21 protein-coding genes are annotated in these 22,602 nt (G+C 45.1%); 9 read left to right on the forward strand and 12 right to left on the reverse strand.

Annotated features, from left to right (window positions below; all coding sequences use genetic code 11):
* Positions 1-75: 75 nt before the first annotated feature.
* Positions 76-1,488 (reverse strand): right-handed parallel beta-helix repeat-containing protein, encoded by a 1,413-nt coding sequence (locus BMZ72_RS09295; RefSeq protein ID WP_089807554.1) that lies wholly within the window; start codon positions 1,486-1,488, stop codon positions 76-78.
* Positions 1,489-2,283: 795 nt separating this feature from the next.
* Between BMZ72_RS09295 and BMZ72_RS09300 the strand changes: the two genes are divergently transcribed.
* Positions 2,284-2,706 (forward strand): immunity 22 family protein, encoded by a 423-nt coding sequence (locus tag BMZ72_RS09300; protein ID WP_177222734.1) that lies wholly within the window; start codon positions 2,284-2,286, stop codon positions 2,704-2,706.
* A gap of 90 nt (positions 2,707-2,796) precedes the next feature.
* On the opposite strand, the gene BMZ72_RS09305 is transcribed toward BMZ72_RS09300, so the two are convergent.
* From BMZ72_RS09305 to BMZ72_RS09320, 4 genes are all read right to left on the reverse strand, one after another.
* Positions 2,797-3,816 (reverse strand): cytochrome d ubiquinol oxidase subunit II, encoded by a 1,020-nt coding sequence (locus BMZ72_RS09305; protein WP_089807558.1) that lies wholly within the window; start codon positions 3,814-3,816, stop codon positions 2,797-2,799.
* 12 nt (positions 3,817-3,828) lie between these two features.
* Entirely contained in the window at positions 3,829-5,148 is a 1,320-nt protein-coding gene (locus BMZ72_RS09310; protein WP_089807561.1) for a cytochrome ubiquinol oxidase subunit I, read from the reverse strand.
* A gap of 112 nt (positions 5,149-5,260) precedes the next feature.
* A complete protein-coding gene (locus tag BMZ72_RS09315; protein ID WP_143087654.1) occupies positions 5,261-5,446 on the reverse strand; it encodes a hypothetical protein in 186 nt (61 codons plus the stop codon).
* 32 nt (positions 5,447-5,478) lie between these two features.
* Positions 5,479-6,327, reverse strand: coding sequence for a hypothetical protein (locus BMZ72_RS09320; protein ID WP_089807563.1), 849 nt, complete (start codon positions 6,325-6,327; stop codon positions 5,479-5,481).
* Positions 6,328-6,420: 93 nt separating this feature from the next.
* Here BMZ72_RS09320 and BMZ72_RS09325 point away from each other — a divergent pair, with 93 nt between their 5' ends.
* The 5 genes from BMZ72_RS09325 to BMZ72_RS09345 all read left to right on the forward strand — a co-directional run bounded on the left by BMZ72_RS09325 (position 6,421) and on the right by BMZ72_RS09345 (position 11,855).
* Complete coding sequence (locus tag BMZ72_RS09325; protein WP_089809753.1) at positions 6,421-7,059, forward strand: Crp/Fnr family transcriptional regulator; 639 nt, start codon at positions 6,421-6,423, stop codon at positions 7,057-7,059.
* A gap of 57 nt (positions 7,060-7,116) precedes the next feature.
* Positions 7,117-7,680 carry a YeeE/YedE family protein gene (locus tag BMZ72_RS09330; RefSeq protein WP_089807565.1) on the forward strand — a complete coding sequence of 188 codons (564 nt, stop codon included), beginning with the start codon at positions 7,117-7,119 and terminating at the stop codon, positions 7,678-7,680.
* 1 nt (position 7,681) lies between these two features.
* Positions 7,682-8,098 carry a DUF6691 family protein gene (locus BMZ72_RS09335; protein WP_089807568.1) on the forward strand — a complete coding sequence of 139 codons (417 nt, stop codon included), beginning with the start codon at positions 7,682-7,684 and terminating at the stop codon, positions 8,096-8,098.
* Between the two features lie 17 nt (positions 8,099-8,115).
* Positions 8,116-9,450, forward strand: a complete 1,335-nt coding sequence (locus BMZ72_RS09340) for an MBL fold metallo-hydrolase (RefSeq protein ID WP_089807570.1) — start codon at positions 8,116-8,118, stop codon at positions 9,448-9,450.
* 131 nt (positions 9,451-9,581) lie between these two features.
* Positions 9,582-11,855, forward strand: a complete 2,274-nt coding sequence (locus BMZ72_RS09345) for a sugar-binding domain-containing protein (RefSeq protein WP_089807572.1) — start codon at positions 9,582-9,584, stop codon at positions 11,853-11,855.
* A 113-nt stretch (positions 11,856-11,968) separates the two neighbouring features.
* Here the strand turns inward: BMZ72_RS09345 and BMZ72_RS09350 are convergent, their stop codons facing one another.
* Both BMZ72_RS09350 and BMZ72_RS09355 read right to left on the reverse strand, forming a co-directional pair.
* Positions 11,969-13,309 carry a DEAD/DEAH box helicase gene (locus BMZ72_RS09350; RefSeq protein WP_089807574.1) on the reverse strand — a complete coding sequence of 447 codons (1,341 nt, stop codon included), beginning with the start codon at positions 13,307-13,309 and terminating at the stop codon, positions 11,969-11,971.
* Positions 13,310-13,372: 63 nt separating this feature from the next.
* A complete protein-coding gene (locus tag BMZ72_RS09355) occupies positions 13,373-13,798 on the reverse strand; it encodes a hypothetical protein (protein WP_089807576.1) in 426 nt (141 codons plus the stop codon).
* 207 nt (positions 13,799-14,005) lie between these two features.
* Between BMZ72_RS09355 and BMZ72_RS09360 the strand changes: the two genes are divergently transcribed.
* The gene (locus BMZ72_RS09360; protein WP_089807578.1) at positions 14,006-15,364 is read left to right on the forward strand and encodes a sulfatase family protein; all 1,359 of its coding nucleotides are present in this window, start codon (positions 14,006-14,008) and stop codon (positions 15,362-15,364) included.
* A 30-nt stretch (positions 15,365-15,394) separates the two neighbouring features.
* On the opposite strand, the gene BMZ72_RS09365 is transcribed toward BMZ72_RS09360, so the two are convergent.
* Positions 15,395-16,294 (reverse strand): glycerophosphodiester phosphodiesterase family protein, encoded by a 900-nt coding sequence (locus BMZ72_RS09365; RefSeq protein WP_089807580.1) that lies wholly within the window; start codon positions 16,292-16,294, stop codon positions 15,395-15,397.
* A 202-nt stretch (positions 16,295-16,496) separates the two neighbouring features.
* Between BMZ72_RS09365 and BMZ72_RS09370 the strand changes: the two genes are divergently transcribed.
* On the forward strand, positions 16,497-17,315 hold the full coding sequence (locus BMZ72_RS09370) for a hypothetical protein (protein ID WP_089807582.1): 819 nt from the start codon (positions 16,497-16,499) through the stop codon (positions 17,313-17,315).
* Positions 17,316-17,344: 29 nt separating this feature from the next.
* Here BMZ72_RS09370 and BMZ72_RS09375 read toward each other — a convergent pair whose 3' ends face one another.
* From BMZ72_RS09375 to BMZ72_RS09390, 4 genes are all read right to left on the reverse strand, one after another.
* Positions 17,345-18,265, reverse strand: a complete 921-nt coding sequence (locus BMZ72_RS09375; protein WP_089807584.1) for a c-type cytochrome — start codon at positions 18,263-18,265, stop codon at positions 17,345-17,347.
* Between the two features lie 17 nt (positions 18,266-18,282).
* Entirely contained in the window at positions 18,283-18,981 is a 699-nt protein-coding gene (locus BMZ72_RS09380; protein WP_089807586.1) for a hypothetical protein, read from the reverse strand.
* Between the two features lie 120 nt (positions 18,982-19,101).
* Complete coding sequence (locus BMZ72_RS09385) at positions 19,102-19,890, reverse strand: AraC family transcriptional regulator (RefSeq protein ID WP_089807587.1); 789 nt, start codon at positions 19,888-19,890, stop codon at positions 19,102-19,104.
* Positions 19,891-19,938: 48 nt separating this feature from the next.
* Positions 19,939-21,282: an alpha-L-fucosidase gene (locus BMZ72_RS09390; protein WP_089807589.1), complete on the reverse strand. Its 1,344-nt coding sequence runs from the start codon at positions 21,280-21,282 to the stop codon at positions 19,939-19,941.
* A gap of 372 nt (positions 21,283-21,654) precedes the next feature.
* On the opposite strand from BMZ72_RS09390, the gene BMZ72_RS09395 reads away from it, so the two are divergent.
* Positions 21,655-22,560 carry a lysophospholipid acyltransferase family protein gene (locus BMZ72_RS09395; RefSeq protein ID WP_089807591.1) on the forward strand — a complete coding sequence of 302 codons (906 nt, stop codon included), beginning with the start codon at positions 21,655-21,657 and terminating at the stop codon, positions 22,558-22,560.
* Positions 22,561-22,602 lie beyond the last annotated feature (42 nt).

Raw genomic sequence — 22,602 nt, forward strand, 5'->3', positions numbered from 1 at the left:
TAAAATAAAAGAGGAAGCCTTGTCCAGACATTGCCGGACAAGGCTTCCTCTTTTCATTTTTAATTCTTAGTCGACTTACAGTTTTCCAGGTAAGTTTACATAACCAACCAGCAATCCGCCGGTTTTTGATGTATTGGTAACCTGATAGTAGTTTGTAGCAGATACACCGGAAGCTGCAATTGTAGCGAATTTGAAGTTAGCCAGCGAACCGGTACCTTCAGTTGCAACTGCACCATTTTCCAGGTAAATGTAATATTTCGGATAGATGGTACCCACACCTTTCAACGGAGCAATAAATACGTTGTTGTTAACGATGTTCTTGCCGGTCTGACCGCTGTAACCGTTGATACGGAGGGTGTTACCTTTTACGTTTGCTACTGTGTTATTTACGAATTGTACGGCTGCACCACCTGCACCTCTCATGCTCACACCGTCACTTTCGTTATCAGCAAACAAGTTGTTTTTAACAACGTGTACAGTACCTGAACCGTAGAACTGATACAGTTCACCCCAACCACTACGAACGATGTTATCGTGTGTATTGGTATTAGTAGTACGGCCTCCGATCAGGATACCACCATTGTGTGCTGTATTGTGCTGTGTAGCCCAGTTGGTAACAACGTTGGAATGTACTTCCAGTTTGTCAATAGCTGCTGTCTGAATACCATCCAGACCGCTGTTAGATACGGTGTTGCCGTAGATCAGTACGTTGTACCATTTGATTGGCTCAACATACTGGTGACCGGCAGTCATACCTGAAGCAGCACCATAGTAAGGTACATTGGCAGTCAGGTCCCAGTAAGTAGCTGTGTGACCGATGTACATTGCCTCGTTCCTGGTATTATTGATAGAAATACCGTGAATAGACAGGTTGTACATTGTAGAGTTTGGATATGCAGTTGAAGCATCTCCCTTTACAGGTTCAGTTTTAGCGACGATACCAGTACCACCGTTGTTCATACTCAGGTTGTAGATCTCGAAGTTGTCGGTATGTTTGCCCAGGTGAATGTTGAAGTAGGCTTCTCTTACTGAAGTAGTAGCACCGTTGATAACCATATAGTTTTTACCATTAGGGCTACCTAATTTGATATAGTGGCAATTGTCAAATGAGAATGCGCCAGGATATCCACTAGTTCCACTCCAGGAAGGATCACCGATGGTAGCAACAGTACCAGAAGCGTTTTGGATCTTGATAGGAGCAGCTGCTGTACCGCTCATGTTAGAAATGAAAACTGCTTTGAAGTTTCCTTTCAGATTAATAATGTCTCCGGCTTTGTAAGTACCACTCTTGTTGTCTATAACCAGTCTTCCGTTTGCGTCCGGTCCCAGTGTGAATGTCCTGCCTGTTGCAGCGGTGACACTTGTTTCAGAATTTTCGATAGTCTTGTCAATGCTTTCGTCTGTCTCTTTCTTACATCCCACAATAAACGAAAGGAGTGTTGCAGCGGCAATAAGCGCATGCCGGCGGTAGTCATGTCTAATTTTCATGGTTCTTCTATAAATGTTATGGTTCAGGCAAGCCGCAATCCTTGCATATTTTTTCCCTGCAAGCGGCTAAATTGATATGGTTTTAAATATTAAATTTTCCCTTAATGTTTTTTGGCCAAAAGTTTTTCTCTAAATATTAGCATTTTTTCTCTGCAATGCTTTTTAACGAATAACAATACCCCCTTTTTTTTTAAATGTTTTCAAAAAACTGAAAAAGTATTTTCTCCAAAACGGGAGCGAAGTTAAAATATTATGTGTTTAATAAAAGTTTTTTTTCGCCCCAAATATCAGAATATCAATATCTAATATACAAAATAAATATACGTAATTTTCCTTAATGTGTTAATTATTTATAAAATAAACTTTCCAAGCGAACAGAACAGACAGGTCGGTCTATAACTAAGCAGAACATATGCAAAAAAGTATTTTTATAACGGGTACGTGGGTACTGAAAATAGTTAGGTTCTCTAACGGTAAAGAATATATAACAAAATATATAATACATAATTAATCTCCATCTATTACAGGGCTGACAGGTATTTATACTTATTGACATCGTCAGATAATCTCACACTTGCTACTTATCACCTAACTATACATCATCAATGAATTGTTAAAAAGTTGTCTGGGGCAACTATACATCTGTAGGATCTCTCGTGCCGCACAACTTGCCATAAAACCATCATAATCAACCACTAATACATCTGGAACCGTTTTTGCAAGCACTACAGTATATATCGGGCATATAAAACAGCAAAGTTTTACATGCCTTTTTATTCAGCAAAACAACTTTATATGATGACGAAAGCACAGTATGTTGTTGCGGTTTGGCTGGCAAATTTTAACCATGAGAAAGAACTGCGGAATTACCTTGAAGTGAAGTACGATGAAGATGGCAACAGCCTGTCAGAATTTGGCGATGCTGTAGGCCTGAAGCACTTCGACAGCGACTTTTTGGAACATGCTTCTTTCACCAACGCGATGAAACCTGAAGAGATTATTAATGGAGTATCCTTTAGTGAATACTTCAAAGATGATCTTACTCCTCTGATTAACCATGACATATTATATCACCACAACACCATTATCTTCCTGTATGGAAAACAGGACCGATATGGCGCTATTAACGAGCATATATTCACCCTGGCCAACATGCCCCAACGGCAGTTGCCATTCAGTTTTATTGGTACGGTTAAATTTGAGATCGAAAACCAGTGAATATACTGGTAACAGTAAAAGAGGGTAATAACGAAAAAGGGCTTACGATATGTAAGCCCTTTTTTTATTTGATTTCCATTGTTCTTTCTCTTAATGATCCCACTGGCCTTTGTTCTTCTGAAAACTATAGATCAGGTAAAACAGCGCCGGCAGAATGAATATACTGCCTAACAGCAATGCCATTGCGAGTGAATAAATAGTCCTCTCCTGCCCTGCGTGTTCCATCAGCGAGAGATACTTCCCTCCTTTCAGGATAACAATATTGGGATAGTGCCTTAAGGTAATAGCCAACAGGATCATAGTCACCTGAAAACCGGCCAGTACGCGGATAATATACACTTTTCCTTTTTTCAGTAACAGGTACCACAACAGGATCAATGACAAGACAGCGGCTGTCAGCGACATTATACCCACAACGTTATCAAACAGCCATTTGTCCAGCGGAATGCCTTCGGCCTTTGCGGCAGTGAAAACTAATCCACCAAAAACAACTGCCGCCACATTCATCTGTTTCGCCTTCCGGATGAAACGTACCTTACTCGCATCATCTCTTGTCTCTCCGATAATAAAAATAGCTGCCAGATAACCGCAAATAGCCACCGTAAAGAAGCCTACTGTTACGGAAAACCAGTTCAACCAGCTGAATACATAAGCAGAAAGGAAATCGCCTGCATTGGTATCTATTCTCCCAGATACGGCGCTTGCTGCGATCACTCCAAGGAAGAAAGGCGTCACAAAACTTGAATACACAAAGATCTTATTATAGACCTTCTGCATATTGTCTACCACTGCGTCATAGTTCCTGAAAGTAAAAGCGGTTCCTCTGGCGATGATACCAAACAGCATGATCACAAGTGGTATATGGAGATGTGTGGAAACCGTCGTATAGATTTGCGGAAAACCAACAAACAGCACCACGATGGCGATGATCAGCCACATGTGATTAGCCTCCCATACCGGGCCGATTGCCTGGTACATGGTAGTACGTGTATATTGTTTATTCTTTGCAGAAGTGAACATCTCGATGATGCCCGCACCAAAATCAGCTCCGCCTAATAAGATATACAGCAGAATAGCTGCCCATAGATATGCAATCACTACATAGATCATGATACTGAATTTTTAAGCTGACGGTGAAACATCATATAACTTACCCACCATCCTGATCTGCCTGTATAACAGGAAAGTAACGATCAGGGAAAGGGAAATATAGACGGCTGTAAAGATGTAAAAGGAATAGGCAATACCCGGCATCGGTGTCACTGCATCTGCGGTACGCATGATGCCATTGATGATCCAGGGTTGGCGGCCTACTTCAGTAACGGTCCATCCTGCTTCCACGGCAATAAAACCCATAGGCGTAGCCAATACGAATGCCCGCAGGAACCAGGGCTGCTGCATCCAGCTTCTCTTTTTCCAGATAGCAATAAAATAACACACAGCGATCATCAATAGCAACATCCCCAATCCCACCATCACCTGAAAAGCATAGTGTGTAATGGCAACCGGCGGATGATCGGTTTCAGGGATTTTATCCAGTCCGTTTACAGGTGTTTCAAAATTGCTATGTACCATGAAACTAAGCATTCCTGGAAGTTTGATCGCATATTTTACTTCTTTTGCTTCTTCATCAGGTATACCACCCAGGATCAGTGGCGCAGCTGCTTCTGTATGAAAATGCGCTTCCATAGCCGCCAGCTTAGCTGGTTGTCTTTTCGCCACATCCTTTGCAGAGATATCTCCGCTTAAAGGTTGGAGCAATGCTGCTATACAGGCAAATACAGCTGCGATCCGGAAGGACTGTGTATGAAAACGGATATTCTTTTTCTTCAGGATCATCAGCGCGTGTATACCCGCTACCGCAAACCCTGTTGCTGCAAACGCAGCTATACACATATGCAACGCCTGAGAAAACCAGGCATCATTAAACATCGCTTTGATCGGATCTATATTCAGGTATTGTCCATTTATATAATCAAACCCTGCAGGACTATTCATCCAGGCATTCGCAGCGACAACGAGTATACCAGATACCAGTCCGCTGACACCTACCACCACTCCGGTAAACCAGTGAAACCAACGGTTAAATCTCCCCCATCCATACAGAAAGAAACCCAACGCAATCGCCTCTATGAAAAAGGCTGTTCCTTCCAGTGAGAAAGGCATCCCGAAGATCGGTCCTGCGTGTTTCATAAACTCAGGCCACAGCAATCCCAATTCAAAAGACAATACGGTTCCTGACACGGCGCCGGTGGCAAAGAAGATCGCCACACCCTTACTCCATGCTTTGGTAATATTCCTGTATACAACATCATTTGTTCTCAGCCAGTAAAAGTGCGCTACAGCCATAAAAAAAGGCATTACCATACCGATACAGGAGAATACGATATGAAAGCCTAAAGACAGTGCCATCTGCGACCTGGCAGCTATGAAATCATTCATGTAAATCCAATTTACGCCTCAAAGCTACTAAATACCCGACAGGCGACTATGACAATTATCATTTCAGTAAAGATGAATATAAAAAAGACCTTAAGTGATCCTTAAAGCCTTCTCATTTTAGTAATCTGTAAATGTCGATTTCATGCGTATGCGCCAGTACTAAAAACGCAGCGTTCTTTTTACCGTACTCCACGGCGCCCATTTTTTTAAGTTTACGCTCATTTGAACCAGAGATCGCCAGACTAATAAATCGCGCGATAACGGTGATAAAAAAGATGGCTGTGATAATGGTATTCATCGAATAATGGTTATTTTCTTTCATGATATTACTTAGGACTCCAGCATAAACCAGTCATACCCTTGGATATGAAGATATTCTGCGGGTACTTTTTTTAGTATCTCACCACTCTTCCTGTCAGGCGGATAACGCTCCACTTTAGTACGGATAAACTGCTTTTTATTCTCTGGATCACGGTAAATATATTCTACAGGTAATACAATTGTATCGTCCCATCTTAGTTTATACAATGGTACTTCACCCGGGTGACCGTATTCCACACCACGAATGATCTTTTCATCCGGGAAAAAGTCAGGATTGATGAAATGATAGGTATCGCCAAAACCACCTGTGCGGGGATCATATCTATAAACAGTATAGTCATTCCGCAAACAACAACCGGAAGACGCATAGGTGATCAGCATATAATCTTTCAGCTTATCCCCATTTACATCACCAATACTATCTCCTACGAAATTGTCCATCCAGATCGTGTCACTTGCCATTAACCTGAAATCATTCCTATCAAACAGGTACACCTGTTCCAGGATCTCAAACCGGGAATTACCTGTTGTACTTTTTACATACAGGTGTGTCCTTGCCTGATCAAACAGGTGTCCATAAGAAAGAGAAGTGCGGAGCGTGTCTCCATTCTGTACCGGTGTCAATAACTGGTGGATGTATTGCTCCTCTTTTGAGTGAGCGGCTGCGTAACTAAGCGCATCACGAAGTACCTGTCTGGTAACGGAATCCCTGTAACCGGTATTTTCCTCATATATCCGTTGTACCTCACTTTTCCCGGATTCATCCGGCGTGACAACTGTATCCTTGTTGGAGTTTGCAGGGGTAGCGGCCTGACAGCCGGTGAATGCTATACAAAAAGCTAAAAAGAGGGTACGCACTTATAATGGTTTATATCACAAAATAATATAAAATCTTCCTAAGCGCCATCTTAAAAAATGAATCTTTACCTTGCTTTCAGTAAACTATCAGCTATGGACGCCAGGACTTATCTCGACACCTATTTTCCCCAGTTTGAAGCAGGCTTAAAGGAGCAGATCGCTATTAACGCTGTTATAAAGCCGGTAAAAGCGGGGGAACGTCTGATCCAGACCGGCCAGTATTTCCGTTCCACCATGCTGGTCGTGGAGGGCAGACTGAAACTATACCGGGAAGGAGAAGAAGGCAATGAGTTCTTTATGTATTACCTGTTGCCCGGCAACGCCTGTGCACTATCTATGGTATGTGCTACCCAGACACAGCAGACCAGCGAAATCATGGCAAAAGCTGTGGAAGACAGTATTGTGCTGATGGTCCCGCTGGCCATGATGGAACAGCTGATGCAGGAATTTAAGAGCTGGTACAGCTTTGTGGTGGAAACGTACCGTTGCCGCTTTGAAGAACTATTGAGTATCGTTGACCAGGTAATGTTCAAAGGAATGGACGAGCGACTGGTCGTATATCTTGATAACCAGCAAAAAGTATTACAAACGCAGCAGCTTTATATCACCCACCAGGAGATTGCAAACGACCTTCATTCATCCCGGGAGGTGATTTCCCGGCTGTTGAAGAAAATGGAGCAGCAAAACCGATTGAAACTGCACAGAAATTATATTGAAATGCTGCCTGTGTGACCTGAGTCACCAAACTACTCCCTCCATCATACGAGCTTTGTGTCATAAACATCACCTATGACAATGCTCAGATATCTTAGTCAGCCATGGCCCTGGTATATTGCAGGTCCTGCTATTACGGCTGTTATGCTGGCGCTGCTCTATTCGGGGAAAACTTTCGGATTTTCATCCAATCTCCGTACAATATGCAGTATCGCCGGTGCGGGCAAAAAAGTGCCCTTTTTTCAATTCGATTACAAAAAACAGTACTGGAACCTGCTTTTTCTCCTGGGCGCTATTATCGGCGGCTTTATCAGCCAGCAATGGCTTACGCCTCCCGGTCAATTACAGCTTTCTGCCGGAGCTATCCGGGACCTTCAGGCACTGGGGATACCCTTTGACGGACAGCTACTACCGGAACAACTATTTGGTACGCAGGCTTTACTGTCTGTCAGGGGCTGGATCATGCTGGCTGGCGGTGGTTTTCTGGTGGGTTTTGGTTCCCGTTATGCAGGCGGCTGTACTTCCGGACATGCCATCACCGGATTATCCATGCTGCAATGGCCTTCACTCATTGCCGTTACCGGCTTCTTTATCGGTGGACTTATCATGACATATCTATTTTTCCCATTAATCTTCTAAGATGCTGAAAGGGATCAGATTCATTATTACGGGCATTGCCTTCGGGATTATTATGAGCAAATCGGAAGCTGTATCGTGGTACCGTATACAGGAGATGTTTCACTTCCGCTCCTTTCATATGTATGGGCTCATCGGGTCAGCTGTTTTATTGGGAATTGCAACGGTCTGGCTATTGAAACGTTATAGTATAAAAGACCGTCATGGTATACCCATTACGTTTACGGATAAAACCAGAGGCTGGAAACGCTATCTGCTGGGGGGCAGCATATTCGGACTGGGCTGGGCACTGACCGGCGCGTGTCCCGGACCAATATTTGTACTATTGGGACAGGGTTTTCCTGTCATGCTGCTGGTCATAGCAGGTGCGCTGTCAGGCACTTATATATACGGCGAACTCAAAGACCGCCTTCCTCATTGACATTTAAAAACGATCAGATGAAAGTTAAACAGTTTGAAGATAGATCACTTGCTCATTATTCTTATGCGATACTGGAACCAGGCAGTGCTTCGATCGTACTGATCGATCCGGCCAGGGATCCACAGCCATACCTGGACTATGCCGCTGCACAACAGGCAAAGATCGTTGCGGTTATAGAAACACATCCCCATGCGGATTTTATCAGTGGTCATGCAGAATTAAAAGAGCTGACAGGCGCTGATATCTACTGTTCTGCACATACGGATGCGGCTTACTCCCATAAGACCTTTGATGAGGGACAAACCATCAGCATCGGCGCCATGACACTCCGAGCCATCAATACACCGGGACATTCGCCTGACAGCATATCGATCGTGTTGAACAATGCAGGACAGGATTATGCGGTATTTACCGGCGATACGCTGTTTATCGGGGATTGTGGCAGACCAGACCTGCGGGAAAATGCAGGTAATCAGAAAGCCAAAAGGGAAGCCTTAGCCGGACAAATGTATCACTCACTCCGTGATAAACTACTCTTGTTGACGAATGATGTTATCGTATATCCTGCGCATGGAGCGGGCACCCTTTGTGGTAAGGACCTGCGGGACGCATCGCAGTCCACGATCGGTGAAGAGCGACAATCCAACTGGTCATTACAGCCAATGGAGGAAACGGCGTTTATAGCCGCCCTGCTGAAAGACCAACCTTTTATTCCCCAGTATTTTGGTTATGACGTGGACCTGAACCGGAAAGGAGCACCTGCCTTACAGCCATCTTTGTCCGCCATCAGGGTATTACAACCAGCAGCCGCCTTCATTCCCGATGAAATCGTTATCGATACCCGGGCTGCTGATAGTTTTAAAGCCGGGCATCTTTCCGGCTCTTTCAATATCATGCTGGAAGGCAAGTTTGAAACATGGCTGGGCGCTATCGTTCCTCCTGAGGACCCGTTTTATCTGCTGGCTGCCACGCAGGATCAGCTGAAAGAAGCTATGGAAAGGGCGGCCCGCATCGGCTATGAACCATTTATTAAAGCTGGTTTGTTACTTGATGCCGGCAGTGAGCAACAGACACCCTTTGACCCTGTATATTTCCGTGCGCATAACCAGGATTTTACCATTATCGACGTACGCAATGAGCCGGAAGTAAAGAAACGGCAGATCTTCCCGCATGCTATTCACATCCCGTTACCGGAGCTCCGTTTACGATTGAAGGAGATTCCCCTGGATAAACCGATAGCTGTTCATTGTGCAGGTGGTTACCGTAGCGCAGCCGCCAGTAGCATACTGGAAGCCGCATTACCCGATAATCTGGACATTACCGACATCGGAGAACATATCAGGGAATTTTAACGAACGTGTTACTTTTCTGCCAATAGTGCAACCACGGATTATTTCCTGTCAGGGCAATATAACCTGTCAACTGCGGCAGCATTGCCGGATAGACAGTTATATTGCCAGACTTAAACCACCTGCACTTTATAATGAAACGTTCTGCAAAAACCCTTCTGTTGTCCGCCCTTTGTGTTGCTTTTGCGGCTGACAGCTATAGCCAGTCTTCCTGGCAGATGCAGCCTGTGGCCATCCAGACCCGCTGGGCAAAAGACGTCAATCCTGATCATGTATTACCTGAATATCCACGTCCCCAGCTGGCCCGTCCCCAATGGACCAATCTGAATGGATTGTGGCAATATGCTATTACAGCAAAGGACGCCGCCACACCCTCTTCTTTTGACGGGCAGATACTGGTTCCCTTTCCGGTTGAATCTGCCTTATCGGGTGTAAAAAAGCCGGTATTACCGACGCAACGCTTATGGTATAAACGCAGCTTCTCCAAACCGGATCTGAAGGATGGAGAAAAGGTATTACTGCATTTCGGGGCGGTGGACTGGCAAAGCAAAGTCTATGTCAATGGAAAGGAAGCGGGACAACATACCGGAGGATATCAGGCATTCTCTTTTGATATTACCGCTTTGCTGAAAGATGGAGAAAATGAACTGCTGGTAGACGTCTATGATCCGACGGATCAGGGGCCTAATCCACATGGAAAACAAGTATTGGCGCCTAAAGGTATCCGGTATACTGCCACAACAGGTATCTGGCAGACGGTATGGCTGGAAACCCTTCCAGCTGTCTATATCACAGATCTTGTTATTACACCTGATGTTGACGGCGGCTATGTGTCTGTTAAGGTACATACATCCGGCGACACCAGATTTACGGTGGAAGCCGAAGCCAGTACAGACGGCAAAATGAGCGGTTCGGTAAAAGGAAGCACCAATCAGTTATTGAAGCTGCCATTACGCAACGCGCATCTCTGGAGTCCGGAAGACCCGTTCCTGTATGACCTCACGATCCGGCTTGTAAAGAATGGGACAGTACAGGACAAGGTGACTTCTTATTTCGGTATGCGGAAGATTGAGATAAAGAAAGACAATAAAGGGCAGGAACGTATCTTTCTGAATAATAAATACACTTATAACCTCGGCGTACTGGACCAGGGTTTCTGGCCAGATGGTATTTATACGGCGCCAACAGATGAAGCCTTGCGTTTTGATATAGCTGCTATCAAAAGTATGGGGTTCAATACTATCCGTAAGCATATCAAAATAGAGCCTTCCCGCTGGTATTATCATGCTGACAAACTGGGTATGCTGGTATGGCAGGATATGGTCACCTGCGCTAATCTGGATACAGCTGCGAAGGCCGCTTTTGAAGCAGACAATGAAGCGAATGTGCAACAGTTATACAATCACCCCTCTATTATCTGCTGGGTGTTGTTCAATGAAGGCTGGTATAGTTATGACCAGCCCCGCCTGACGCAATGGTTTCATCAGAAAGATCCTACGCGGCTGATTAACGGACATACCGGAGAGAATTATGACAAAGAAGGCGCTACCACTGTTGTCAATAAATGGCCGGGTAGTGATCTGGCAGATATACACGATTATCCAGGTCCGGGTATTGCACCTGCTGTACCTGGAAAAGCACGCGTACTCGGAGAATGGGGTGGTGTAGGCGTACCAGTAAAAGGGCATCAATGGAATGCAGCTGCGGGATGGGGTTATGTAAAGATCACACCATCTGAGATGACGGAGAAATATTCCTCTATGGTGAAGAAGCTGAAGCAATACGAAACAGATGGACAATCCGGCTCTATTTATACGGAACCTTTTGATGTGGAAATAGAAGAAAACGGATTGATCACTTATGATCGTGCAGTTGTGAAAGTACCCATGGAAGTGTTAAGACAGATCCATGCTCCTTTTGTTCCACAGGAGCGTAGCAAACCCCTGTTACCTATGCTGGCATTAAAGAATGCAGATACCAGCTCCATTCCTGATCCACATCGGCGGCAATTCCTCGCCTTACTGGAACTGGATGCAGACGTAAAGAAAACACGTAACTACAAAGCATTAACAGATACTTTAACTGATTATCTCCAACATGGCGGCAGCAGCTTCTCTCCTGCTAAAATTGCCAGTATTTCAAGGAAAGTGTTTGAAGGCACCAGTGATACTGGTTTATTGCATCAGGCTTTAAAGTGGATGGAGAAGGCGGTGGATATGGAAAGGAATTCATTTACTATGAGCACTTACGCGAATCTGTTATACCGATTGGGTAACAAAGCGGAAGCGCTGAAATGGATGGATAAGGCAGTGGTACTGGCGCCGGAGAATGAGCAACCGGATTATAAGGTGGTGATGGATAAAATGGAGAAAGGGGAAAATACTTGGCCTGCAGCCAGTGTCAATTAGGAATCAGCGCTTAATATTTTTTATAGTAACTATTTTCTGAACTATTTTGATGGCATACGAAAAGAGGCGTCCGTTTATAGCGGACGCCTCTAATTTTTTATAGTCATTCGTAACTATCGTTTTCTCTTCGGTTTTGCACCTCTTGTTTTCGGCTTACCATACTTCAGCTTCATCTTATCCGCATGACGGATCTTCACATTCACCTTTTTATTCTTTGCTGACTTCTCATGGAAGGCAGGTCCTGCCTCATCTCTGCTGGGCAGTTTGATAAGGAAGTTCTTCATTTTCACCTGCGGCTTTTCATCTTCCGTCAGCACATCAGAGATCACCAGTTCTTCGGGTAAAGGCAATACAGGGATCTGATAATTCATCAGTGCCTCGATATTATCCTTATTCTCCTTTTCCCATGGTTTGGTGAACAGGATGGAATTACCTTCCTTATCAGCACGACCGGTTCTTCCGATACGGTGCATATAACTTTCGGGTACTTCCGGTGTATCAAAGCTGATCACATGCGACACTTCTGCGATATCAAGACCTCTGGCGATGATATCTGTGGCGATGATGAAGCGGTAGGTACCGTCTTTGAATCTATTAACTGTATTGAAACGGTGGTTTTGCGCCTTATTGGAATGGATCACGCCTGCCTGTTCGGGGAATTTGGCTTCCAGTTGCTCGTACAGGTCATTCGCCATTTCCTTTGTAGCGACAAATACCAGCACCTTGTTCATGGAGCTGTCTTTCGCGAGGAGCAATTCAAGGAGATTTACTTTTGTATAGAAGTTCGGCACGTCATAGGCGGACTGGCTGATATTCTTCAGCGGCGTACCTGCCGGTGCTGCTTCTACGGTGACAGGAGCGTTGAAGTGTGTCTGTATCAGCTTTTCCACCTCTTCTGTAATGGTGGCGGAAAACAGCAGGTTTTGTCTTCTGACAGGCAACAGATCGAGGATACGCTCTACCTGCGGACGGAAACCCAGGTTCAGCATTTCATCCATCTCATCGATAATGATCCGCTTAATAGCCTTGAGTTTCAGTGTACCACTCAACACAATATCCACCAGGCGGCCGGGAGTCGCTACGACTACGTCCAGTTTACCAGAGGCAGTCTCCATTTGCGGATTCATATTCACACCTCCATAGAAACCGGCTACTTCTACACTCATATAAGGCGTCAGCTGTTTAACAGCGTCTACCACCTGTACCACCAGTTCACGGGTAGGTACCAGAATAAGTAATTGCGGAAAGCGTTCTTTGGAGAATTTAAACTGTCGCAGACAGGGCAACAGATAAGCGAAGGTCTTTCCCGTACCAGTCTGGGCAATGCCACATACATCCTGCCCGGACATCACTACTGAGAACACCTTTTGCTGTATGGCCGTAGGCGTTTTGTAGCCCAGGTCTTCCAGTGCATTGAGTAAAGGTCTGCTCAGGTTTAAGTCATCAAAAGTCATAATACTGATAAAAATGAACGGCAAAGGTACTGCTAATCCTGCACATTCGTTGCCTGACGGGCATTATCTGTCAAACCGGAGCCAGGACGGGAGGTATTCTTCCAGAAAAGCAGTGCCTGCTCTGGCCCTGAGACGGGTACTCACCAGTTGCAATACAAGCAGTAAACCAGTGGTGATAGCGAGAGCTACACAACAATAAACGCCGGCAGGAATATCTCTGGCATAGAGGTACATATTATATTCTTCTGTATTCATCAGCAGGAACACAACGGCCCCCGCGGCATAAGTAAAGATGATAGTCAGCAGGGATTTACCAATGCGCCACCAGTAACGGTCTTCCTTAGAGGATAATAATTCCGCAAGGTTCAGCAGCAAGAGGGTAAACGACAAACCATAGGTAAAGATCCATCCCTGATAGATGGTTTTGCGGTCCGCTTCCAGCAGACTACTCTTGAAACCCAGATAAAGTACGTTGTTCGGGATCAACATTGTCAACCAGTAAATTATGCCAAAACACACAACAATGCCGATATAAGGAAGAAACCCTCGGAATGCCATCAGGGAAATATTAGTTTAAAGCAAATATATTAATATAAGTATATATATTCTTATACCAGTCATCCCGAAGTTATACAGAACTTATCCCGATTTTTATATCTTGTCTGTTCCGTTCTTAGTTTAAAAATCATGTTACCGATGAGAATCAGACGCTTAAGTGCCATGGTTGCGTTGTCCTGTTTTATGGCAGCTCCACTGTTTGCGCAGCAACAGAAAAGGCCGAATGTACTTATAATTTACACTGACGACCAGGGCACCCTGGATGTGAATTGCTATGGCGCCAAAGATCTGTATACTCCTAATATTGATCGTCTGGCCAAAGAAGGGGTTCGTTTCAGCCAGTTCTATGCGGCGGCGCCTGTATGTTCTCCTTCCCGTGCGTCCCTGCTGACAGGCAGATATCCACAGCGTGCGCAGCTGGACAATAATGCACCCAGTGAGGAAGGTCATGCCGGGATGCCGGGATCGCAGTATACCATGGCGGAGATGTTTAAAGATGGTGGCTATACGACGGCACACATCGGCAAATGGCATATCGGTTATTCACCGGAGACCATGCCGAACCAACAGGGCTTTGACTATTCCTTTGGTTTCATGGGTGGTTGTATAGATAATTATTCACATTACTTCTACTGGGCAGGTCCTAACAGACATGACCTGTGGAGAAACGGACAGGAGATATGGGAGGATGGGAAGTTCTTTGCAGATCTGACCGTACAGGAGGTAAACGGATTCCTGGAAAAAAACAAGCGGGCTGATAAGCCATTTTTCCTGTACTGGGCGATCAATATGCCCCATTATCCTTTACAGGGACAGGAGAAATGGAGACAATATTATAAGGACCTGCCGGCGCCTCGCAGGATGTATGCAGCGGCGGTATCCACCATGGATGAGAAGATCGGACAGGTATTACAGCAGCTGGACCGTCTCGGACTGGCGGAAAACACAATCGTCGTATTCCAGTCCGATCAGGGACATTCTACTGAGGACAGAAGTTTTGGAGGCGGTGGTTTCACAGGTCCGTACAGAGGGGCGAAATTCAGTTTATTTGAAGGTGGTATCCGCGTACCGGCTATTATCCGCTGGACGGGACATCTGCCAAAGAATGAGGTGCGTGATCAGCTGTGTGCAAATATTGACTGGTATCCTACACTGGCCGGACTTTGCAAAGTAGCTTTGCCACAGCGGAAGATCGACGGAAAAGATATTCAGCAGGTGATCACTTCAGGGAAGACCAGTTCTCCGCATGATATCTTCTTCTGGCAATCGCAGGGCACTAAGGAAAATCCACAGTGGGCTGTCAGACAAGGCGACTGGAAACTATTGCACAATCCTTCCAGCGCGAAGAAATCAGAAACAGGACCGGATGAGCTCTTCCTGGTGAATCTGCAACAGGATACTTCAGAAGCGAAGAACCTGGCAACACAGCATCCGGAGATCGTCTCTTCTTTAAGAGAACAATATCTCAAATGGATCAACGAAGTTGCACAACAATAATAAAGGGGGCCTTTTGAGCCCCCTTCTTTTTTATTTCTTTTGATAGCTGCCAGCTATCCTGATCAGTCTGTCGGGATAATCCGTAATGATACCATCCACTTCCAGAGACATCATCTTCTCCATTTCAGCCGGTTCATTCACTGTCCACGGTAATACCTTTATCTTCTTCTCATGCGCTTCCTTTACGAGTCCGGACGTCACCATCAGGTAATACGGACTGTAGATCGCCGGCGTGAATCCGAGCTTCTGCAGGTTATCTGTCAGGTTATCTTTGTTCATTACCAGGAATGCCAGTACCTGTTTAGGATCTGTCTTATGAATCACCTGGAGCGTACGCGGATCAAAAGACTGTATTGTTACTCTTTCTGCTACCTTCTTTTTCTTTATCACATCCATCACCAAAGCTGCAAACACATCCGGTTTCGGATGAAACTTATCATCACCATCCGGAGAACATTTTGTTTCGATGTTATAATTAACCGGCTTCAGGTGATTCCTTTTTATATACGCCTCTACGCTATCGATCAGATCTGACAGTAAAGGCTTATACGCTTTCATCTTTACCTGTTCAGGGAATTTCGCATAAGGTTTGGAACCTACATCAAACCTACGGATACTGTCGTAAGTCATAGTATATAATGCATACTGCTTTTCCTCTCCTTTCTGAATATCAGAACCATCCGGTTTACGAATAAACTCGGACGACATGAATACATCATGCGACACGACTACTTTTCTATCTGAAGAAATCACACAGTCCAGTTCGAGGGTCCTTACGCCCAGGTCAATGGCGTGTAACATAGCGGGAATGGTATTTTCAGGCATTAATCCTCTGCCTCCGCGGTGGGCCTGCACATCAGTTTTCTGTTGTGCGCAAACATTTGCTGTGAATAATACAGCTGCTAATGGTAAAAGAAAGGTACGTTTCATCGACATGCTATTATAAAGGCAAGTTGATACTTTCAACAGGAAAATTAAAATTATCTTAATGTTAAGAGAATCTACAATAATTTTTTGAGAGTTTAATTTTCGTATGTATTTTAGTGTCTGGCTGCGGATGCAGTTATCTCTTCACGAATTGAATACTCCAGCAATCATTTTGTTTTTTGTTTGTTAATCTAACGCTTTCGTCATGGGGAGTAAGTCATTCTATGATCTTGACTATATTATTGAGTTAAATGAGCAGCGGCTGGAGCAGTATGCGAATGCGTTGCAAAAGAATACGGAGAAGTTCACTACGTTGTTAGTGTTGTATTCTGCGTTTTGTATTTTTCTGGTACCGGTGTGTCAGAAACTGTTTATTGAGAGGGTGGTAAGGGATGTTGGGTTTTACTGGGCGTTTTATGGGTTTGCGGTATTTTTTGGTGTGTCGTTAGTCTTTGCGGTTTTGCAAATGTTGCCAGAGAGGTTGCGAATGCTACCCGATCCCAAAATTTATTACAAGCTAATTAAAAACATCTATGAACTTGCAGGCTTATCTCAAGAAGAAATAGATATTCAATTAAAGGCAAGTTATATATCAGAACTTGAAAAAAACATTGATAAAAGAAGGATCAAATTACTACGCAAAACTACATTCTACAATCTCGCATTTTATTTTGCAATAATATCCTGCATCCCTTACCTGTACTGTATTTGGAAAAATATATATCTTGAAAAAAAGAATGAATTATTAACCAATTCGAATATTAGTTTAGTAATTTTATCAAAAACCAATCATCATATGTGGAGAAGAAAAACAAAACACAAAGAAATCGATGAACATACACTTGAAAATCTGATTTTCAAATTGCCTGGTGTTGATGTCAGCAAGACCATCCCTTCTGGTAGTCTGATAGGAAGATTATATCCCTGGGGATTTGTCCCCGACAGGCATCAGCCTAAATCAATTCCGGAAATCTTGTATGAACAGCTAATGGAAAAGAAACGTAAAAGCCAAAACAACAACTAAATACCAGGAAGCACTAGCCGCAATAGCAGCTAGTGCTTCTTCCTGCTTTTCACAATCACCCCGAATGGACCATACTTATGCTGCACAGCAGAAAACGTATCCGCAAATGGTACTGTTGCAACATCAGGGGGCTTTGTGTTAACATCAGGCCAATCCTTCTCAAACAATTTCTCCGTTCTCGGTTGGGAATTTACAAACGCCGCCACATCCCAGGCCTCTTCATCTCTCAGATGTGCTTTATTCAGCGGCATATTATCTTTGACATACCCGGCAAATTTTGACAGCCGGAAAATACCGGCGCCGTTATTATAACTATGCGGTCCCCACAGTGGCGGATAAACATATTCTTTTGTCAGCGGATCATACTTTCCGGCGCCATCTGCGCCGTGACATTCCTTGCATTGGCTTTCAAACACCAGTCTGCCTTTTGACGTATCAGCCGCCCGCAGCAAATAAGGCAGCTCTCTGATACCACTGCCGGGCGGCTTAGCGCCATTATTCACTGTCATTCCAACCCATTCGATATAGGCGATCATTGCCTGCATCTCATGACTCTTTCTATCGAGCGGCGATCCGTTCAGACTTCTGATAAGACAGTCGTTTATACGTTTGTCCAGTGATTCTATCGTACCGCTTCTCTCCCGGTAACGGGGATAGTTCGCCGCTGTTGCCGCGTAATTATTGCCCATGAATTTTGTCCCGGCTTCCAGGTGACAATTCTGACAATTCATGCCATTACTGATCGTAGCAACCCTACCACCAGGGCCCAGATAGACCGCTGTATGCACGATCAGTTCCCTCCCATACCGGATCAGCTCTCCGGATGCATTATGCGGAATACTGGCCGTGTCAGGCGCTGTCCAGACATGCTCCACCCGTTTACAGGAGACAGACAACGCCATAATACCTGCCACTATGTAGCCAGACAGTAATGGTATATGAAGGTGCATAGCGTATGATTGGCAGATCAACCAGCGAAACAATACGAACAATTCTTTTCCTGTGCACGACCAATAGCCCATACACCGGATGGTACTACTTGTACACCCGGTAATATACCCGCCATCCAGTCTTTCTTTACTTCTTCCGCTTCGATCCCCATTTGCTGTGCGACAACAGCACTATATACTGCCAACGCAACATTGCAAACGCAGAACATCACACCACTTTCCTGTAGTTCATTGATGCCAATGGCTACATTACCAACACCCGGCACTTTAAAATCGCCCGGTTTAGGCTGCCAGAAAGGATTTCTGGTGGCAGGCGCTTTTGTCAGCGGATCATCTGCCTTAAATACTTCACCAAATTTGTATTTGGCCCATAAGTCATCTTTCATGGCGTAAGGAATTGCATCATGACGCAGGACGACCACTACACCACAATCTTTTTCGGGGGCGCCAGTGGCTTCATTCGTGAGTAAAAAGACGCGTGCCCAGGCAAAAGGAAAGATCTCATGTGGACGGGGTACATCAATGACCAAACGGTGTTTTCCCTTAATCCTGTTCATCCAGGCATCGGGGTCCTCGCTGTTGTCAGACTTAGTGGCAGCAGCTGTTGCAGCTTGCAAAGGTAATGAGGAAAGCACGGGTAATCCTAATGCGGTTGCACCCAGCATCATTTTACCCAGGAAGTCACGGCGGTTTGAAAGCAGGTCAGCATTTTCCATGTGTACAATTTTTATATCAGTTCAGTTGTGGCATAACGACAAACTAGCCCAATGGGGGATCGGCTCTTGTAACAAAATTAGGAAGGTAAAGTACGGCAGCATCGGATAAAAGTGACAATTTTAACCGATCGCCTGTTCGAAAAGAGAAGGTGTACCGGCATAGGCTCCCGGCAGACAACCGGCAAAAAAATGAAACTCGTTGATAAAATGGGTCTGGTCGCAATAACCACAGTCCTGCGCCAATTTTGCCCAGCATAATTGCTTTTCTTTTGCGATGTGCACGATCGCTTTCCTGAAACGAATGATGCGGCAAAACATTTTCAGGTGCAGACCGGTCTGTGTAAGAAAGCCTCGTTCCAGCGTACGTTTTGTCTGAAAGGTAGTCTGTTCCAGTTGGCGGATGATCACATTGCCACCAGTATCCAGGATAACACGCACCGCATCCCGTATATTCCTGAAGTGTTGTTTTTCCTGTTGAAAATGTTCGCCTAATGAAGTATTGAGTAAGGCACCCATACGCTGCGTATCCTGACATTCCAGTAGCTGCTGCTGTATGTGATTCAGTTGTGGAATATCCCGGAACAAATGACTTCCGCTGCCCGCGACGCCTTGTATCGCCAGTATTTTCATAGCCGGGGCTATACTGAAAGAGAGTGATTGATGATGTGCAGGAATAAGCAGGTGTTGCTGCAGATATTCGCCTGTCTGCCGGTTCCGGACAGCAGGCGTTTCACCCAGATTAAAAAGCAGGAAAGGATGTACCTGGGGTAATAATGTGTAGTCACGGCTGGTAGTATCCGGAAAATCAGCCTGCAGGACAATATAGGCACGTATATGGTCCTGCAGCTGATCATCAGGCTGCAGATATTCTTTACAGAACATACCGCTTTTCGGATCGGGAACTGACATTAGCAGGCATTCTCTGCTTAAAGGTCGCCAATTCCCCTGATATTCCGGTTATTTCGCACCATCAAGGGTGCTTTGTTTGTAGCTGTTGATAAGGGGGCGGTATTTCACGTTTTCTATCTTTATCACTACCGGATTTGGCCATTTCCTGTCGGTATAGAAACGTTGTCCGTTTACGGCGCTGATAAGCAGTCCGACTGGTGTAGACTGTGAATAAATGCCCGCATCAAAACCTTCTTTATACTCCACCAGTTCACTGGCATATCCGAGGATAGAGACTTTCGTCTGTGGGTTTCCTTCCAGCGTCCGGAGCACCAGTTCCTTGCGCTCACCATATTTCCAGTCCTTACCACCGGGTACAAAAGCGTATACAGTACTCATATCTTTTCCACGGGTAAACCAGATATTTCCTTCCCGGGCAATGTTCCAGGGTCTTACGCCATGTACAGATTCTCCGTTTGCCAGGTTCCAGAGCGCCAGTTCGCGGAGCAGTGCTTCCTGTTCTATCTGGATCTCTCCGTCAGGTTTAGGCCCGACATTCAGCAGCAGGTTCCCTCCTTTTGCGCGGGTTTCGATCAGCATGTTGATCATTTCGGTGCCTGATTTCTGTGGGTCGTTGGTGGGTTTGTATTGCCAGTCGGTCCCCATGGTAAAGCAGGCTTCCCATGGACCGGGCATGATGGCCTCCGGCAATTCCTGTTCAGGCGTGTTCATTTGTCCGCGGGTGACTACAATATCCGGTTGCAGTTCCCAGGCATACTCTTTCAGTCCTTCTGCCGGACCATCAAAAAAGATAAAATCGATCTTTCCATAGTTGCTCAGCAGTTCTTTCAGCTGGGATTTATCATATGCCATCAAACCGGGATTCTTCTCCGGAAAATGTTGTGGCAACTGCATTCTGCCGATCGGCACTTTATGTTTGTAGAGGTAATAGAAATCTTCCGGGGAGAAATACACACCGATGGCGATGCCCTGTTTGCGGAATGCGTCGAAGATAGCGCGGGTGGCATCTTTTTTAAACGGCGTGTTCATGATATTGAAGGGCGTCGTTTTGGTATCCCACATACAGAAACCCGCATGGTGTTTGGCGGTGAAGACTACGTACTTCATACCGGCCAGTTTTGCAAGTACGGCCCAGTCATCCGGATTGAATTTATGCGGATTGAAAGTTTTAGGCAGTTCGGTGGTAAAACGTTCCAGGTATTCATCAGAAGCGCCTGCCATGGAATGGCTGATCACTGCCCCTACCTGGACATCTACGCTCCAGTGAATGAACATGCCCAAACCGAGATCCATAAACCATTTTTCTTTTGCGGGGTCATTCGCTGTTTTTTGTGCACCCGCATACATACACACGACAAGGCAGGAAGCTGCCAGAAAGATTCGTCTCAACATATTTTGTTCACTTTTGGCTGAATGATAATAATACACAGAAATGTCAGTAAGTGCAAGTGCTCAATCCGGGCCGCTACAATGATTTTCAATGTTATAGGGGTATTGAGGATATTTACCGTTAAATAACTATCAACATCCGGTAAAATCGGTCAATTGAGGAAAAGAACTCCGTATTGCACAAAAGTGCTGTAAATCAGAGCGAAAACCATTCGCAGTAAGATGTACTACATTGGTCACTGTCGGGCTGCTTGGGACTGGTCTTCAGGACAATACAGATAATTTCACCGGATTAGCAGATAGAAATTAACATTTTATATCTATCACACTTAATTACATTGCTTTATATTTACATTTAATTGTATTTTTGAACTAATGCTGACTTATTACATCCTACTTCCGTTTATCTACATGATTTCCCTATTACCGTTTCCGTTATTTTACGGGCTCTGTGATGTGATGTTCGTGTTGCTGTATTATGTGATCGGCTACCGTAAAAAGGTCGTATTACAGAATCTGCAGAATGCTTTTCCGGAAAAGTCTGCTAAAGAAATTGAAAAGATCCGCCGTCGTTTCTACCGTTATTTCTGTGATCTGTTACTGGAAACGTTCAAAACGCTGACTATTTCCAGGGCAGCAGCTATCAGACGTTGTAAACTGACGCCGGAAGCACAGGCACTGTTTGACAGCTATGCGGCAGAGAACAGGAGCATTATGATCGTGATGGGCCATTACGGCAACTGGGAATGGGCAGGTAATACGTTCAGTCTGCAGGGAAAACATCACCTCTACGTCGTATATCATCCACTCAGCAATAAATATTTCAACGGACTGATGTATCGCATGCGTACCCGCTTCGGTACTGGTCTGATTGCTATGAAGGACACTTTCCGTGATATGGTGGCGCACAGAAACGAACTGGATGCGACGGCATTTATTGCTGATCAGACGCCAGCTCCTACCAGCGCTTACTGGACCAATTTCCTGCATCAGGATACACCTGTATTCCAGGGTACGGAAAAGATTGCCCGCAAAATGAACTATCCTGTGGTGTATGTACATGTACAGCGGGTAAAACGCGGCTATTACGAGATTTCCGCACGTACGCTTTTTGATCAGCCATCTGCCACGAAAGACGGTGAGATCACCACCGCACATACCCAGGCACTGGAGCAGGATATCTGCGCACATCCTGAGTACTGGCTGTGGAGTCACAGAAGATGGAAACACAAACGTCCTGTACCGGCAAAAGAGTCAGTCGCCGCGGAGCCAGCCATATAAGTACGAATAAGTAACAAGAAAAAGCTGCAACATCCTATAAGA

Source organism: Chitinophaga sp. YR627 (assembly GCF_900114995.1).
Lineage (GTDB): Bacteria > Bacteroidota > Bacteroidia > Chitinophagales > Chitinophagaceae > Chitinophaga.

What these genes read in the sequence shown, in the direction of transcription:
- BMZ72_RS09345 (WP_089807572.1), top strand. Translation starts at nt 9,582, where the DNA reads ATGAAACGTTCTGCAAAAACCCTTCTGTTGTCCGCCCTTTGTGTTGCT.
- BMZ72_RS09335 (WP_089807568.1), top strand. Translation starts at nt 7,682, where the DNA reads ATGCTGAAAGGGATCAGATTCATTATTACGGGCATTGCCTTCGGGATT.
- BMZ72_RS09375 (WP_089807584.1), bottom strand. Translation starts at nt 18,265, where the DNA reads ATGCACCTTCATATACCATTACTGTCTGGCTACATAGTGGCAGGTATT.
- BMZ72_RS09300 (WP_177222734.1), top strand. Translation starts at nt 2,284, where the DNA reads ATGATGACGAAAGCACAGTATGTTGTTGCGGTTTGGCTGGCAAATTTT.
- BMZ72_RS09360 (WP_089807578.1), top strand. Translation starts at nt 14,006, where the DNA reads ATGAGAATCAGACGCTTAAGTGCCATGGTTGCGTTGTCCTGTTTTATG.
- BMZ72_RS09350 (WP_089807574.1), bottom strand. Translation starts at nt 13,309, where the DNA reads ATGACTTTTGATGACTTAAACCTGAGCAGACCTTTACTCAATGCACTG.
- BMZ72_RS09370 (WP_089807582.1), top strand. Translation starts at nt 16,497, where the DNA reads ATGGGGAGTAAGTCATTCTATGATCTTGACTATATTATTGAGTTAAAT.
- BMZ72_RS09325 (WP_089809753.1), top strand. Translation starts at nt 6,421, where the DNA reads ATGGACGCCAGGACTTATCTCGACACCTATTTTCCCCAGTTTGAAGCA.
- BMZ72_RS09385 (WP_089807587.1), bottom strand. Translation starts at nt 19,890, where the DNA reads ATGTCAGTTCCCGATCCGAAAAGCGGTATGTTCTGTAAAGAATATCTG.
- BMZ72_RS09295 (WP_089807554.1), bottom strand. Translation starts at nt 1,488, where the DNA reads ATGAAAATTAGACATGACTACCGCCGGCATGCGCTTATTGCCGCTGCA.
- BMZ72_RS09310 (WP_089807561.1), bottom strand. Translation starts at nt 5,148, where the DNA reads ATGAATGATTTCATAGCTGCCAGGTCGCAGATGGCACTGTCTTTAGGC.
- BMZ72_RS09380 (WP_089807586.1), bottom strand. Translation starts at nt 18,981, where the DNA reads ATGGAAAATGCTGACCTGCTTTCAAACCGCCGTGACTTCCTGGGTAAA.
- BMZ72_RS09395 (WP_089807591.1), top strand. Translation starts at nt 21,655, where the DNA reads ATGCTGACTTATTACATCCTACTTCCGTTTATCTACATGATTTCCCTA.
- BMZ72_RS09390 (WP_089807589.1), bottom strand. Translation starts at nt 21,282, where the DNA reads ATGTTGAGACGAATCTTTCTGGCAGCTTCCTGCCTTGTCGTGTGTATG.
- BMZ72_RS09315 (WP_143087654.1), bottom strand. Translation starts at nt 5,446, where the DNA reads ATGAATACCATTATCACAGCCATCTTTTTTATCACCGTTATCGCGCGA.
- BMZ72_RS09355 (WP_089807576.1), bottom strand. Translation starts at nt 13,798, where the DNA reads ATGTTGATCCCGAACAACGTACTTTATCTGGGTTTCAAGAGTAGTCTG.
- BMZ72_RS09305 (WP_089807558.1), bottom strand. Translation starts at nt 3,816, where the DNA reads ATGATCTATGTAGTGATTGCATATCTATGGGCAGCTATTCTGCTGTAT.
- BMZ72_RS09365 (WP_089807580.1), bottom strand. Translation starts at nt 16,294, where the DNA reads ATGAAACGTACCTTTCTTTTACCATTAGCAGCTGTATTATTCACAGCA.
- BMZ72_RS09330 (WP_089807565.1), top strand. Translation starts at nt 7,117, where the DNA reads ATGACAATGCTCAGATATCTTAGTCAGCCATGGCCCTGGTATATTGCA.
- BMZ72_RS09340 (WP_089807570.1), top strand. Translation starts at nt 8,116, where the DNA reads ATGAAAGTTAAACAGTTTGAAGATAGATCACTTGCTCATTATTCTTAT.